Source organism: Neiella holothuriorum (genome assembly GCF_019457915.1).
Classification (GTDB): domain Bacteria; phylum Pseudomonadota; class Gammaproteobacteria; order Enterobacterales; family Neiellaceae; genus Neiella; species Neiella holothuriorum.
Map to the genome: position 1 here is coordinate 42,249 of NZ_JAHZSS010000018.1, position 15,547 is coordinate 57,795.

Consider the following 15,547-nt stretch of genomic DNA (forward strand, 5'->3'; position numbering starts at 1 on the left):
CTAAATTAGCGTTTCACCTGTCTTTTCTCGCATCGGTAGCTTAACGATTTATGCGCACAAAACCTAAATCTATTGTCACCATCGGTGGTGGTAGTGGCCAATATACCTTGTTGTCAGGTCTTCGAGATCTACCCAACACCAATTTGACTGCGGTTGTTTCAATGGCCGACTCAGGTGGCAGCACGGGGATCTTGCGCGGTGAACTAGGCGCACTGCCCGCCGGTGATGTACTGAAGTGTATTTTGGCCATGTCGCCTTTACGAGATGTTGCGTATGAGCTGCTACTGAAGCGATTTTCGAAGAGTGAACGTTTAAGAAACCACAATGCCGGCAACATGTTACTGACGATGTTAAGTGAATATGCGGGCTCTTTTCCTGAAGGTATTCAAGCGTTGGCAGAAATCCTCAATGTGCGAGGCTCAATTCTGCCCGTCACGACGGATAAAGTGACCTTGGTTGCCGAATTAGCTAATGGCCAGCGGGTCTTTGGTGAAGCTGCGATTGATGTTCCGCGTCATTTAGAGCGAGCGAATATCTCTTCGGTATTTTTGGTGCCGCATCACGGCGAGGATGTCACCGTTCACCTGCCGGTGATCGACGCCATTATTAATGCTGACATGATCCTGCTTGGCCCTGGCGATTTATACACCAGCATCATCCCAAACTTACTCGTCGAAGGATTGTCCGAGGCACTGCACTTTGCCAAGGCCAAAAAGTATTTTGTGAGTAACATCATGACCAAATTTGGTGAGACACAAGGTTACTTACTCGAAGACTATGTGAACTCTGTGGAGCGTTACATGGGCTCAAAATTGGATGGTGTTTTCTACAACGTTGATAAGCCTAGTGATGATGCGTTGGCACGTTATGCTGCTCAGTACGCTAATTTTGTTGATGTCGGTAATATTGCGTTGTTACAAAATCGCTTAGACGTTCGTGGGCTGCATTTACTGGATGAAACTGGTGGAGTCGTTCGTCACTCTAGCGAGCTGTTAGCTGAGGAAATAGCGCGGCTATTGGTTGAATTAGATACTAAAAAAGCGAGCTGATGCTCGCTTTTTTGTGCCGATACGCGGCCACATGAGTTAACTACACAAACTCCGACACGGAAGCGTCTTTGGTTGATTGCGAAGAGTGGCTACCGGTATTGCTATCTATCGGCGTTTGGTTGTCGCTTTCATCCCACTGCGTGCTAATGCGATCCATTTGATGGAGCATCTGGTCCAGAAGCGCGTCTATTTCACGCTTACTCATGATGTTAACCCGTATCGGCGGCAGCCACGTTGCTGCCCATAGCCGTAAAGATTAGCCAACAGTGCTAATGAGGTCGTGATCTATGCCCCATAAAGGGGCTTAGTCAGGCCAATGAACAGGCTATTTTTGAACCGGGTCACAGGCTCACTTAAACATTAATCAGCGCTTTAATTTCTTCAGCTGAACTCAAAATATGAGTGCGGAGTAACTCACATGCCGCATCGGCTTCGCCGTTATGACACATTTCAAGTAGTTGCCTATGCTCCAACTCCGATCGTGGCTTGGCGCCAGTGAGGAACAAATTCATGCGAACATAGCGGCCTGAGTTATGGTTGAGTGTACGAACCAAATCAATAGCATGAGGCCGGTTAGCCGCACGATATAAAGCCATATGAAAGTCCATGTTCATATCGCTCCAAGTGGCAATCGGATCTTCTCGCTGCCATGCCCGCTCCATGTTATCTAATCGGGATGCCGCCAGTTCAAAATCTTCCTTGGTCATTTGTGGGATAGAACGCCGCAGCAGGTCGCATTCGATGAGTGCGCGAAGTTCAAATAGATCGTCCACCATTGCTTTTGACATACAGGCAACGGTAGCGCCTTTATGAGGTTCAAATTCCACCAAACCTTCGGCTTCGAGTTGAAGTAATGCTTCCCTGATGGGGATACGACTAACGCCTATTTGTTCGGCTAAAGCGGCTTGTCGCAGCGCTGAACCGGCTTTCAGTTCACCTGACAAAATTCGCTCTCGAAGCATGGAAACTACGTATTCAGTTCGAGTCTTGGGTACCTTCATTTGCAAGCCGCCATGGCTATCCATTGCATGTGGTTAGTGTCAGCCATTCGACGTTAAATTTTCGTTAAAGACAAGTCCGAGCAGCGCGGCATCGCTTGGTTGTTTTTGCTCGGAGCAGACAGGTTTTATGAGAGCAGTTATGTAAGAATATGAAAAATAACAGTTAATAATTGAACGCTTGCTGCTTTGTTAAATTGTAAAAGCAGCAAGCGCATTTGTTACAGGAGATGAATTGGGGGATTTTATGGTGTTTTCCGGCTTAAATGTCGCTGTGGTAGTTGATGAGCGATGCCTGCATGGCAATTGATACAGGTTTCTTCACCCGATAGTGTTTTTTGGTGAGCGACTCGAATTCGCGTCGGTGCCGCAGCTAAATCCCACCGCGTTGGCTCATGGCAGCTACGGCATTCGCGCGAGTCATTGGCTTGCATTTCATCCCACACATGTTGGGCTAAGCGCAGTCGCTCTTGTTCGAAATTTTCCATATTGATGGTGCCAATGAGCTGGTAATAGATATCTGCCAGCGCTTTAATCTTGGTTTCCATCTTAGGAAGAAATTCTTTTGAAATATGGCAATCGGCACAATCAGCCTTCACGCCATGGCGATTATTATAATGGACGGACGCTTGGTACTCTTCGACAATGGTGTCCATCCCCACATGGCAGGAATAGCAGAATTCATTCGTGCTGCTGGCTTCCATGGTGATATGAAATACCCCAAGGCCAACGGCGCCAAGTAACGCAAAAACGAATCCTCCGACGGGGATCCCCAGCAGCCATTTCGACTTGCTGGGCGTCCAAAACCGGCTTTGTTTGTTAGACATAAACTGTCCTTAACCGGTTAATTATTTACTTTCGCTAGCGTAGCGAGCCTTAAACTCTTTCTGCGCTTTCAAACGTGCCGCTTTCACTGAGTCTGGTTCGGTCCCAGAAAACCACGCATGTTCTGGACGGCTGAGTATCTCATCCAATACCTTGTTGGCATCGGCAGCAGCTTCTGTCTTACCTTCGTGCTCAGCATGCTCTACGATTTCACGGAATTGCGGAACCATCTCAATGTAGAAACGTTCGGCAACTTCATACATGCCGTGCCATTGCACATAGTCTGGAGCCATCATGGCTGCGCCGTGGCGTGCCCGGCGTCCTTCGTGGTGCCATAGGTAAAACCATGTCCATTCAATTTCTTCATCAAAACCTGTTGGCGTAATCAATTCATGTTTCTTCAGTACATCCATTAAGGCTTTACCGGGCCGTGCAAACTTATCGTTGTATAAGTTAACTAAGCTGTCGAACTGCTGGTAAAAGTTTTCTACCCATTGGCTGGTGTGGCAGGCAACGCAGACATTTTTCATATCGTCGCGGCGATCTTGCCATGGTTTGACTTTCTTACCGGAAGCAATGGCTTTGGCATCGACTTTCTCAGATATAGCCGGGCGTAGCGTCCAACTGATGCGATCACCAATGTCATGCGTAATAGGTAAATCGCGGGTAGCGCTCATGTGACACGTTGCACAAGTAGGTGCGGCATTGTAATCCTCACCAACGACCCATTTAGGCGAAGACAAATTCATCTCGTTGACATGGGCATAGAAGTTGATGCCGTGTTTTGACTCTTCGTAGATCTCTTTTTGCGGGTGGTCTGGGCCCAAGTGGCATTTACCACACGCTTCTGGCCGACGGGCCTGAACTAAGGAGAATTCGTGACGTTGGTGACAGGCGCTACAAGCGCCAACAGAACCATCGGGATTGAGACGGCCGATACCTGTATTTGGCCAAGTAGTGGGGTCGAGATCGCCATTTCCCAATACCTTGATTTCTGCGCCGTGACATTGCCAGCAACCCGATACAGCCGCTGGCGACTCGCCATTAAATACTAATGCTCCCTCGACTACTTCCGCTAAAAAGTTATCGAGTGAGCCAATGATTTGGCCTGCTTTGGCGTGGTGGCTCTTAGCAAATTCGTCAACTTCTTGCTGATGGCAGCCAGAGCAATCTTTCGGCGACACGATGACCGAGATACTGTAGCCCTCGTGATCAATGGCGTCCTTGTCAGTTGGGGCTGCTTGGTGACATTCGTAGCAACCCACATTGGCGCCATAGTGCTTGGATTTACCCCACTGCTGATACAGGCCGATGTTCTGTTCTTTGTGGCACCCCACGCATTGCTGACTTTCTCCAGATAGGGAACTGAAGGTTTGTAGACTTTGAACTTTAGGGGCGGCGGCGTGAGCGGACATTGCAAGCAGTAGGAAGATCAGGGCTCTGCCTATATGAATCAAGCGGGTCATGGTCTGGCATCCTTGTGTTTTTATAGTACCCGCATTAACTAAGCGGATATTTTGTTCAAAACATAGCCGCCATTAACAAAATAATCACAGGGTGAGATCAAATAATTGCCTTTTGATGGCAATTATTTGTTAAAAAATTACAACTGCATGTTTTATAAGGAAAAAGACATCGACGATGCGACCCAATTACATCGTCGATGACCATTGATAGTGCTATTTAAAGCTCGCGAATGCAGGCTTTGGTTCGTTTAATCAATCCACTGATGCAGCTCGGGCGATTTCTTATCAATTTTATGGATGGAATGAATACGTCGAATCGTGCGCGATTTACCGCGGATTAGCAGGGTTTCAGTTTCCGCTAAATTGCCTTTACGCGAGACGCCTTCGAGCAAATCACCTTTCGTAATTCCTGTCGCTGCGAAAATCACCTGATCGGAACGGGCCATATCGTTCAATGCTAAGACTTGATTTGGCACTACGCCCATGTTGCGGCAGCGTTCAGATTCCCAACCTGCCAAAATTCGGTTTTCTTCGGTGTCGCCTTTGGCTTCGGTTCGCAACATTAGACGGCCTTGCATATCGCCATCCAACGCTCTGATCACTGCAGCTGATACCACACCTTCGGGGGCGCCACCAATGGTGTACATGACGTCCACTTCGCTTCGCGGCATACAGGTTAAAATCGACAACGCGACGTCGCCATCGGGCGCGGCAAACACGCGAACGCCTAATTCATGCAATTGTTTGATGATGGGATCGTGACGTGGTTTTGCCAGTGTTGCCACGGTTAGCTCTGACAAGGGTTTGTTGAGTGCTTGCGCCACCGCTTCTATGTTTTCTAGTAATGGCTTATTAAGATCAATGACGCCTTTAGCGCCAGGGCCTACCGCGATCTTTTCCATGTACATGTCTGGCGCTTTGAGGAAGCTGCCTTTTTCGCCCACGGCGAGTACGGCGAGCGCATTACTTTGCCCCATTGCGGTCATTCGGGTGCCTTCAATCGGGTCGACAGCAATATCCACTGCGTCGCCGCCTTGGCCAACATGTTCGCCAATATAAAGCATGGGCGCTTCATCAATTTCGCCTTCGCCGATGACAATTTCACCGTCAATTTCAATTTGATTCATGACGATGCGCATGGCGTTGACGGCCGCTTCGTCAGCTGTATTTTTATCGCCCCGGCCGAGGTGCTTGTAGCCCGCAAGAGCTGCGGCTTCGGTCACTCGGGAAAATTCGATGGCCAATTCTCGTTTCATAATGTGTGTGATTTTTGGTTATGTCTGTTGGAAGAACCATAGTATGCCTGAGCTGCTTCGCCATAAATAGCAGCGCAGATCAGGAACAGGTTAGATTTATCAACAAATTGGCCAACCACGCAGGGGCATGTATGCTTATGCGAATTTTTGCGATCTTGGGTTCATGATGCAGTCTGATTTTGCCAACAAGTTTTTGCAGCATTCGGCCATTACTGAGTTGATGGATGATCTTAATGCCGGCATGCAAGGCGATGGAATGCTGATGCTTGGCGGTGGCAATCCTGCACAGATCCCCGAAGTAGCAACGAAATTGAAGGCTCATCTACAACAAGCGTTAGACGATGGCTCGTTGGTGCAGTCATTAATGAACTACGATGGCCCACAAGGCAAAGATAGTTTTCGACAAGCGCTGGCGGCACTGCTCAGCCAACAATTTGACTGGGACATTAGTGCTGATCACATCGCCCTGACGAATGGGTCTCAAAGTGCGTTCTTCTACCTGATGAACCTCTTTGCCGGCACCTCGGCGGATGGTGTTAAAAAGAAAGTACTGTTGCCGGTGTGTCCCGAATATATTGGTTATGGCGATTTAGGTCTGGAAGATGACCTATTTGTAACGGTGAAACCGCGCATAGAATTGTTGCCTGAGCGCCAATTTAAATATCACCCCGACTTCGACAAATTACCTATGGATCATTCCATTGGCGTGGTGTGTTTGTCACGACCGACTAACCCGTCGGGTAATGTCATTACTGACCAAGAGTTGGCTCGGCTTGATCGATTGTGCCGTGATGCCAATATCCCGCTACTCCTCGATAATGCCTATGGTGCACCGTTTCCAAACATCATGTTTGAGTCAGCCTCGCCCATCTGGAATGACAACATTGTGCTGTGCCTGAGTTTGTCGAAGCTGGGGTTGCCGGGTGCTCGCTGCGGCATCGTGGTTGCCAAGCCTGAAATTATCAATGCGATTAGTAATCTCAACGGCATTATGGGGTTGGCTCCGGGCAGCATTGGCCCTATCGTTGCTCAGCACTGGGCTGCAACAGGAGAGTTGCTGACTTTGAGCGAGCAAGTCGTCAAGCCTTACTATCAGCAGCGCGCCGAACGTGCCGCGAATTGGCTTAAACAAGCGATCCCAGATCCTCGATTCCGGATCCACAAACCAGAAGGCGCCATCTTCCTGTGGTTGTGGTTTGACGAATTGCCGATCACCAGTCGAGAACTCTACCAGCGGCTTAAGCAGCAAGGGTTATTGTTGGTTGCTGGCGAGCACTTCTTTCCTGGCTTGGCTGAACCATGGCCTCATTGCCAACAATGTATCCGCTTGTCATACGCCGGTCCTGAAGCTGATGTAAAACGAGGGATCGAAATTCTAGCTCGGACGGTGACTGAGCTATATGGCAATTCGAAATAACGTAATAGTGAATATTTATGCGTTTTTTTTGAATTAAATGCGCTAGGTCAGTATTTTTGCAACGCCAAGATCTTTATAATCCCCTTCTTTTTTAAATCCATGCGTCATTCCGAACGACAGTGTCACGGAGCTAAGCCACTATGACTAAACCACAATTAAAACCTGCCAACCCTAATTTCTCGTCTGGCCCTTGCGCCAAGCGCCCAGGCTACGATGCGAGCAAGCTGGACTTGAGCACCTTGGGCCGCTCTCACCGCTCTGCGGTTGGTAAAGCTGCGTTGCAGCAGGCTATTGAACAAACTAAACAAGTGTTGCAACTGCCAGCTGACTATCGCGTGGGCATTGTTCCTGCGTCTGATACCGGTGCGATGGAAATGGTCATGTGGTCAATGCTGGGTGAACGCCCAGTGGATGTCTTTGCATGGGAATCTTTTGGTAAAGAGTGGCTCACAGACGTCACCAAACAATTGAAGATTGAAAGCAACACTTACACCGCCGATTACGGTCAGCTGCCCGATCTAAGCCAAGCGAACCCTGACAATGATTTGATTTTTACTTGGAATGGCACAACTTCAGGTGTTTGTGTGCCGAATGCTGATTTTATTAGCGATGATCGCAATGGCCTGTCGATTTGTGATGCGACCTCTGCTGTTTTTGCCATGGAGATGCCATGGGAAAAGCTCGATGTCATTACCTTTAGCTGGCAGAAAGTACTGGGTGGTGAAGGCGCTCATGGTGTGGTTATTTTAAGCCCGAAAGCGGTAGCTCGTTTAGAAAGCTATACGCCAAGCTGGCCACTACCAAAAATCTTCCGTTTAGCCAAAGGCGGCCAATTAATCGAAGGTATTTTCAAAGGCGCCACGATCAACACGCCATCGATGTTGTGTGTAGCCGATGCCATTGATGCCATGAGCTGGGTTGAATCCCTTGGCGGAGCGCCGGGATCTATTGCTAAATCAAAGCAAAACCTCGCAGCCGTTGAGCAGTTTGTTGCTGCCAATGACTGGATTGATTTCTTGGCTGAAACGGCCGAAACCCGCTCAAACACGTCTGTTTGCTTGAAACTCGATGCAACCGCAGAGCAAGTCAAAGCGCTGGTCAAATTACTGGCTGATGAAGGTGTTGCTTATGATATTGGCGCCTATCGTGACGCGCCAGCAGGCTTGCGCATTTGGTGTGGTGCTACCGTTGAAGAAAGTGATTTACAAGCCATGCTGCCTTGGTTGGCATGGGGCTACCAGCAAGTGACCGCCGCTTAATTGATCATCAGACAAGGAATATAAAAAATGCGTTCAATTCGTACTTATAACGCGATTAGCCAAAAAGGTCTGGTGTTATTCCCAGAAGCACAATACAAAGTCGATAGCGTGGTGGGTGAGCCCGATGCCATCATGCTACGTTCACATAACCTTCATCAGGAAACCTTCCCTGAGAGTGTTAAAGCCATTGCCCGCTGTGGTGCCGGCGTGAATAACATTCCGGTCGAAGCTTGCACCAAGCAAGGCATTGTGGTGTTTAACACGCCTGGCGCAAATGCCAACGCGGTTAAAGAGTTGGTGCTTGCGGGCATGTTGCTGGCGTCACGCAACTTGTTAGATGCAGCCAATTTCAGCCAAGCACTTGATACCACATTAGAAACCGGCGACTTCAACAAGAAAGTAGAAGCGGGTAAGAAGAAATTTGTTGGTTCAGAGCTCGCAGGTAAAACCTTGGGTGTCATTGGTTTGGGGGCGATTGGTGCCAACATTGCGCATGCTGCGTTAGCACTGGGCATGAACGTCGTTGGCTATGACCCTGTGCTATCTGTTGAAGCCGCATGGCGCTTATCATCGGATGTTGAACGTGCAGATAACTTACCGTCGCTGCTAGCACGTTGTGATTATGTGTCATTGCACGTTCCGGCCAATGAGCACACCAAGAATATGCTCAACGCAGAAAACCTAGAGCAAGCCAAACGTGGTTTGGTATTACTGAACTTTGCTCGAGGCTCTGTGGCAGAAGAAGCGGCCGTATTAAACGAACTCGAAAACAACCGCATTCACAAATATGTTTGTGATTTCCCATCACCAGCTTTAATGGGCCGAGATGATGTGATCTTGTTGCCGCACTTAGGTGCGAGTACCGGTGAGGCGGAAGACAACTGCGCTGAAATGGCTGCTCGCCAACTAATGGATTTCCTGAAAAATGGTAATATCCAGAATTCAGTCAACTTCCCGAATTTGCGCTTGGAGCGCAGTGAAGGGTTCCGCATTACCTTCGCCAATGACAATGTACCGGCGGTATTGAGCCAAGTATTAGCGGTGTTGTCTGAGATGAATATCAACGTCATCGATATGTTGAACAAAAGCCGCGGCGAAGTGGCTTACACGATTTTGGATGTTGAGCACCAACCGACAGACGAATTGATTGCGGCAATTGCTGCCGTTGAACACGTATTCCACGTTAATACGTTCTAAAGCCAGTCAATTTGTCGATAATTAAAAAAGGAGCCTGAGGCTCCTTTTTTGTTGCGCCTATCACGGCTCGTTTTAGGCGAATGTTTTCATTGAAGCAATGCTAAAGTGGCTGCGGTTGGCCTAAATAAAAACCTTGTAAGTAGTCCACGCCTAGTTCTTCAACCACGTTACAAACCGCCTCTGAATGGACGAATTCAGCAACCGTTTTAATGTTCATATCAGCAAACAACTTGGCCATATTCGACACAATTAAGCGCTGCCGCTGATTACGATCGATATTGCGAATCAAACTGCCATCAAACTTAATGACATCAGGCTCTAGCATCAGGATCTCATCAATATTGGAATAGCCAGAGCCAAAATCATCGATGATTAATCGGGTGCCAAGTCGGCGCAGCGCCGAGCAAATATTTTTCAAATGCAGGTAGTCTTCAATTGCCTCGGTTTCAACGATTTCAATGCCCAATGCAGTTGGGTTTTTGAGTTGACCAATACGCTGCAGTAACAGTTGCATGGTGTGATCGTTTTGCAGATCTTGAGGTGCCAAGTTAATGGAATAGCGCTGGCCGGTCGCATCCATAAGTTGACATGCTTGCTCGATGATCTGCCGACTTAATCGGCTGTATAAGTGGGTATCTTGGATCGCGCTAAGGAATTCGCCGGGGCTAATGATTCGGCCCTTATTGTTAATTCGTACCAAGCATTCGGTTGATGCTTGCTGACGACTACCGGCATGGAAAATGGGCTGGCCGAAGATGCACACTTGCTCCGCAGAGAGCGCCTTATTGACGATACACAGCGCATTGATGTGGTGTTCGACCTTGTTGTTGGAGCGATAGAGTTCATCGGCTGTGCACACGACTGTGTTGCGCTGCATGGCTCGGCGGCGTGCCTCCTGAGCTTTTAAAACTAAATCATGGCCTTTGCCACCTTGCTGTTTGATGTCGAGGTAATCCGCCACACCCGCGGTCAGCGTTAAGTTCAGCATCACCCCATTGATTTCATGTTCCACATTGAGCGGCTCTGACTCTAGCTCTTCAATTAGGTATTCAATGGAGCGGGCAAGGCTGGCGGTCATGTCATCACTCACTTTATGCAAGGTGATGACCCATTCGCTCGGCCCTGTGGAGTAAAGTTGGCCGGTTTGTGGGTAGTCAGCAACCCAACGTTGCAGCTCTTCGGACACCTTTCGTAGTGCAATATCCCCAATATGGTGACTATAAAACTCGTTAATTGCCGCTAGGTTGGTCAGCCGAATAGCTACGGCGTGGGTAATGTCCTGTAGAACTTCACAACTGGCTTGCAATGCCATGTGATTGGGAAGCCCAGTGAGTGCATCTATTTTTAACGACGCCAGCAGTTGTTGGTTTTTGTTTTCAACTTGTTGTTCTAAGTTCACCGTCATGGTTTCGAGATCGCCTAACGACCGACGAATCATATAGAACAAGTGCGTTAACGAGCTGTGTTGATCGTAAGACTGTGCCTGCTCTGGTTGCGCCTGTGGCGACTCTGATAAGGCCAAGTAAGTCAGCGTGTGATGGTGCGACTGCGGGCGCTGAATGCCAGAAAATTCACCATGGCAATAAAAACCAGCGGTAGACGCAATGGCCGCAAATGGTGTCAGTTCGCTGGTGTCACCAAAAGCTAGCTGCGCGCGCGATGCACAGTTGTATATAAAAATGCTCTGCGGTTGGTAGTTTGTCAGCTGGCGAATATTGTCTTGCTTGTGTTGTTCGGTTAATGACGGATGGCTATACACAAACCACACCGATTCACCTTCCGTAATCCCTTCGCTGAAGCTGATGCTGCCATCGTCATGAATGAGCGTTGGTTTGATGATTTTGTGGCTGCGGTGTTCATCGCTCATTAGCGGAAAGTCAGCAATTGCTTCGAGTGACACCGGTTGACCGCCATTGAGGTAATGGCAGTATTGCTCGTAGGCAGTACGCTCACCAATGCGGTACAAGCGCTCGCCCTGACTGAACCCTGCCGCATGGGCACGACCAATTGGAAACCATTCGCTAAACGCATTATTAACCGCGGTTAGTTGCTCTGAGCACAAACTGACGGCAACAGCCGCTTGATGGTGTATTTGATCATTGAGCAGTACCCAAGAGCCTGAAGGAATAGGGGCAGCCTGACCGCCGGCAATAATTAATTGCTGATCTGGTGAACTTAAGCCGTGCCAAAAAGCTTCGTCATTATACGCGGCATCATCTGCGAACAGGATCAACGCTTTGGTATCGGGTGTTATGAGCTGCTGAGCCAGCTGTTGTCCTACGCTCGCGATGTCGTCATCTAATTCATGGAATGCCACTTTTAATGTGGTGTGTTCAAAACATGAAACCACCACGGTGATGCCATGCTCTTGCGCCTCCCCCTCAGCCAATGATTGCTGACTGCTGGCGCCTATGATGTGCGCATCGGGCCAGTGTTCATGTAAAAGCTGGGCGTAGGCCAACGCGTTATCGGCATAGTCGTATGCGAATAGTTGAATGAGGAGCGCCGAGTGGTGCGCAGGTAAGTGGGCTGATACTTGTGGTAACCAGTCCAGCAATTGCTCAATGCTTTCGATGTGACATGACTTGCTTTGCACGTGCGCGTTCCCTATGACAGCGTTGGGAGTACAGACGATAATGGCATGCAATGATACCGCCAATATGAAAATTTGATTGGCTCGGGATCACTGTTTTGTCGATTGCTTTGCTGGTTTGACCGGTGGTGGATAAACCCTCTGCCAATCCGCTGTTGTAGGTCAATTTTTATTGTTTGTTGATGAACTACCTTCAATGGCAAATGGCGTCTCACATCAAGGAGAACTCCGATGCCGAGAATACCTTATCGCAACGCTTGGCTAGTGGCTTTAGTGTTGGCTTGCTTGGCCGCAGTTGCACCGATTTATTGCCAAGCCCAAGCCCAAGCCCAAGCCCAAGCCCAAGCCCAAGCCCAAGCCCAAGCCCAAGCTGGGCCCGTTGTGCTGCCGAGTGAGAAAGAATGGCGCCATCATATCGACCACAATTTAGTACGTTTTTGGATGCAGCCTGAAGCGTATGGCGAGCCTGTTGGCAATTTTCCAACGTTTCGCTGCTTTGATGGTCAGTTGCCAGATTTGAACAACCTGTGCGATGCCTTGAATCAACCTTGGATCAAACCCTTGCTTGGGCGTCAATATACGCGGATGTTGTCTCGGCAAACCTTTACCTATGGCGTGATTTACCACCTCACCGGTGATGTAAAAGCGTTGGCGCTTGCCAAAGCTGGCGTTGACTACCTGCTGGCCCAGCATCGTGATGAGACAAATGGCGGCTTTGTGAGTTATCTAGAGAATGGTGAGGCAGGATCGAAGTGGCAACAACGAAGCACTCAAGATCAAGCGTACGCATTGCTCGGACTGGCTTTTTATTATTACCTCACGCGCGATCCTATCGTGGAAAATGTGCTTATCGAGACCCAGGCGTTTATTTTCGACAAGTACCGCAACCAGCAGAAAAACGAACTCTACTGGGTGATACGCGACAGCGATGAACAAAGCGCTAAACAGCAAGAGCTGGTGGCGCAACTCGATCAGATCAATGCCTATATGCTGCTGGTGGCGCCATTGCTGCCAGAGCCACATCAAGCCAAATGGAATGCCGACTTGGCTTGGCTGACGGGAGTGTTGATGAACCAATACCATAGTGCAGAAGAAATGCGATTTTGGGGAGGCATTCACCACCCGGCGGCGAAAGCTAGTTTTGGCCGACATAATGACTATGGCCACACCGTGAAAGGCTATTGGATGGTTTACTTGGCGGCTGACTACCTCAAGCTCAATGACTGGAAACAACAAGCCGAGCGTGGAATACGGTTAACGCTTGACCGCGCGACCAATTACATGGCGATTAAAACCCTGTCTGATCCGGAATATCGCAAGATGCTGTCGGATATTTACGGCGAAGATGGTGAGTTTATGATTTGGCGCGGTGATGAAAATGCTATGTATGCTTCGTGGTGGCAATGGGCGGAGCTCGATCAAGCGGCGGTAACCTTGGCGCTTTTTGATCCTTCTCTTTTGCAATACCTGACTCACACACTCGATGGGTTTGTTCGCTTTCGTATGGACCCAGAATACGGTGAAGAAAGGTTTGGTAAACAACACCACTGGAAAAATGGCTACCACACCTTAGAGCATGCCTTGATTTCTTATCTTGGCCTTCAGCAATTTGCTGGCGAGCCAGCAACACTATATTTTGCATTGCCGAAAAGCTTTAAGGGAACGGTCGCCCCCTATTTTTTCAAAGCCAAAGAAAAATCGGTCATGCCGTTACCAGCTGCACCAGAGCAACCAAAATTTAATCGCCAGCGTGTTCAATTTCACTCAATTTATGCGGTTGACGATTTAAAGTAGCGTGCTCAACGTTGTGTTTGAAAGAAATGGCGGCTGTGCTGGTACCGCCATTTCTGCATTAATCCCAATCGGCATCAGGGCGCACTTGATAATCGAGGTAATCGAAGTCCGCATGCAATTGCTGGCCACTAACATCACAAACAAATAAGCCGACGAATGTTCCCGTAAAGCGGAAGGTATCTGAGCCGCCTTCATCGGACATCGGTGTGCTATTTAGGCGAGGGCCAATGGCGTGCCAGTTTATGCCATCAAGGGAGTAGCTAAACTGATACCACTGCTTTTCTAGCGAGACCTTCAGATACACGCGCCCGTTACTCTCAATGGTGACTTCTGGCAGTTCGTCGTATTGATCATCTTGATATTGCACGATTTGCAGCACTGTCTGGCCGTCATCATTCAGGGTTTGCTTGAGGAAGTAGTGACCGGTTCGGGCGTAATAAACAACGAGGCCAGCCATTTGCAAAAAGCTTGATGGCGAAAATTCCATTGCGGTTTCTACGCTGGCGTAAAACGCTTGTAGACGGCGAGCCACTAAGCTTTGTTGGTAGCGCGAATATAAATAGTGACGGCCTCGCAAACGCAGGTAACCGGGCCGCTCGATCAAACTGCCCCAAGTTTCCGTAAAGGGCTCTCGTAAGGTTTGATAGTCAATGCCTAGATTAGGGTTATCAAAGTCATCTCGGCCGGTAGTGGCAGGCCAAGGCTGAGTGGGGAGATTGGGCGCCGGAACTTTCACCAATGGTGTGTTTCCACCACTTTCTAAATAAGGCCAGCCATCGCGCCATTGGATCTTTTGAAGACAAGATTCGCGACCGAGAATGCTATGCCCATGGCCCCACTTCGGAATGAATTGATGCCCCTCAGGGTTCTTGATTTGTCGCCCTGAGAGGTGGGTCATATACCACTCGCCGGCTTGTGTTTGGAAGAAGAAACCATGACCTGCACGCTGCAACTCGGCATGCTCTTTAAAGCGTGACGTTAGCATTGGATTATTGGGGTGGATCTCATATGGCCCGGTGAGCGAACGTGATCGGCAAACCGTCACAGCATGGTGAATGCCTGTGCCTCCTTCGGCGGTGACCAAGTAGTAGTAACCGTCCTTTTTGAGAATTTGTGGTCCTTCGGTACAGCCAAGCTCAGTGCCTGCAAAAATCTTCCTCAGCGGGCCTTTTAGTTGCTCGGTGTCGGCATCAAATTCTTGCAGTACGATGCCGCCAAAATAATTCGTGTGTTTGCGTCCATCCCACAACATGTTAACCATGTATTTTTTGCCATCATCGTCATGGAACAAGGACGGATCAAAGCCATAGTTGCCGATCGAAATCGGCTCGCTCCACGGGCCTTCAATCTGCTCTGCGGTCACCACAAAACAGGGCGTTGCCATCCAACTACCACCGCGACAGCTGTGAACATTGCTAAAGCACAGCCAAAATTTACCGTCGGCATGAGATAGGGTCGGTGCGTAAACGCCCTCTGAATTATCTATGCCAATCATATTCAGGTGGGCAAGTGTATCTAAGGGGTGCTTCAACAAACGCCAATTGATCAAATCGGTTGAATGATGGATTTGAATGCCGGGAAACCATTCGAAGGTTGAGGTGGCGATGTAGTAATCATCACCCACGCGGCAGATAGATGGATCAGGATTAAAGCCGCGGATCACCGGATTTGTTATTAACGTCATGATTGTTCC

General features: G+C 48.9%; 12 protein-coding genes. 5 read left to right on the forward strand and 7 right to left on the reverse strand.

Going from position 1 to position 15,547, the window contains the following annotated elements:
• Positions 1-50: 50 nt before the first annotated feature.
• On the forward strand, positions 51-1,049 hold the full coding sequence (locus K0504_RS13725) for a gluconeogenesis factor YvcK family protein (RefSeq protein ID WP_220104730.1): 999 nt from the start codon (positions 51-53) through the stop codon (positions 1,047-1,049).
• A gap of 40 nt (positions 1,050-1,089) precedes the next feature.
• Here the strand turns inward: K0504_RS13725 and K0504_RS13730 are convergent, their stop codons facing one another.
• The 5 genes from K0504_RS13730 to glpX form a co-directional block, all read right to left on the reverse strand.
• Entirely contained in the window at positions 1,090-1,254 is a 165-nt protein-coding gene (locus K0504_RS13730) for a hypothetical protein (protein ID WP_220104731.1), read from the reverse strand.
• A gap of 148 nt (positions 1,255-1,402) precedes the next feature.
• Positions 1,403-2,050, reverse strand: coding sequence for a GntR family transcriptional regulator (locus K0504_RS13735; RefSeq protein WP_220104732.1), 648 nt, complete (start codon positions 2,048-2,050; stop codon positions 1,403-1,405).
• A 242-nt stretch (positions 2,051-2,292) separates the two neighbouring features.
• On the reverse strand, positions 2,293-2,874 hold the full coding sequence (locus K0504_RS13740) for a NapC/NirT family cytochrome c (protein WP_220104733.1): 582 nt from the start codon (positions 2,872-2,874) through the stop codon (positions 2,293-2,295).
• Positions 2,875-2,895: 21 nt separating this feature from the next.
• On the reverse strand, positions 2,896-4,338 hold the full coding sequence (locus K0504_RS13745) for a multiheme c-type cytochrome (RefSeq protein WP_220104734.1): 1,443 nt from the start codon (positions 4,336-4,338) through the stop codon (positions 2,896-2,898).
• 248 nt (positions 4,339-4,586) lie between these two features.
• Positions 4,587-5,594 carry a class II fructose-bisphosphatase gene (gene glpX / locus K0504_RS13750; RefSeq protein WP_220104735.1) on the reverse strand — a complete coding sequence of 336 codons (1,008 nt, stop codon included), beginning with the start codon at positions 5,592-5,594 and terminating at the stop codon, positions 4,587-4,589.
• A gap of 163 nt (positions 5,595-5,757) precedes the next feature.
• Between glpX and K0504_RS13755 the strand changes: the two genes are divergently transcribed.
• The 3 genes from K0504_RS13755 to K0504_RS13765 all read left to right on the forward strand — a co-directional run bounded on the left by K0504_RS13755 (position 5,758) and on the right by K0504_RS13765 (position 9,467).
• On the forward strand, positions 5,758-7,011 hold the full coding sequence (locus K0504_RS13755; RefSeq protein WP_220104736.1) for a valine--pyruvate transaminase: 1,254 nt from the start codon (positions 5,758-5,760) through the stop codon (positions 7,009-7,011).
• Between the two features lie 140 nt (positions 7,012-7,151).
• Entirely contained in the window at positions 7,152-8,270 is a 1,119-nt protein-coding gene (locus K0504_RS13760) for a phosphoserine transaminase (protein WP_220104737.1), read from the forward strand.
• Positions 8,271-8,297: 27 nt separating this feature from the next.
• On the forward strand, positions 8,298-9,467 hold the full coding sequence (locus K0504_RS13765) for a 3-phosphoglycerate dehydrogenase family protein (RefSeq protein WP_220104738.1): 1,170 nt from the start codon (positions 8,298-8,300) through the stop codon (positions 9,465-9,467).
• 100 nt (positions 9,468-9,567) lie between these two features.
• Here the strand turns inward: K0504_RS13765 and K0504_RS13770 are convergent, their stop codons facing one another.
• Positions 9,568-12,063 (reverse strand): bifunctional diguanylate cyclase/phosphodiesterase, encoded by a 2,496-nt coding sequence (locus tag K0504_RS13770; RefSeq protein ID WP_220104739.1) that lies wholly within the window; start codon positions 12,061-12,063, stop codon positions 9,568-9,570.
• Between the two features lie 228 nt (positions 12,064-12,291).
• Between K0504_RS13770 and K0504_RS13775 the strand changes: the two genes are divergently transcribed.
• Positions 12,292-13,854, forward strand: coding sequence for an AGE family epimerase/isomerase (locus K0504_RS13775; protein WP_220104740.1), 1,563 nt, complete (start codon positions 12,292-12,294; stop codon positions 13,852-13,854).
• Positions 13,855-13,912: 58 nt separating this feature from the next.
• On the opposite strand, the gene K0504_RS13780 is transcribed toward K0504_RS13775, so the two are convergent.
• Complete coding sequence (locus K0504_RS13780) at positions 13,913-15,538, reverse strand: glycoside hydrolase family 43 protein (RefSeq protein WP_220104741.1); 1,626 nt, start codon at positions 15,536-15,538, stop codon at positions 13,913-13,915.
• Between the last annotated feature and the right edge of the window lie 9 nt (positions 15,539-15,547).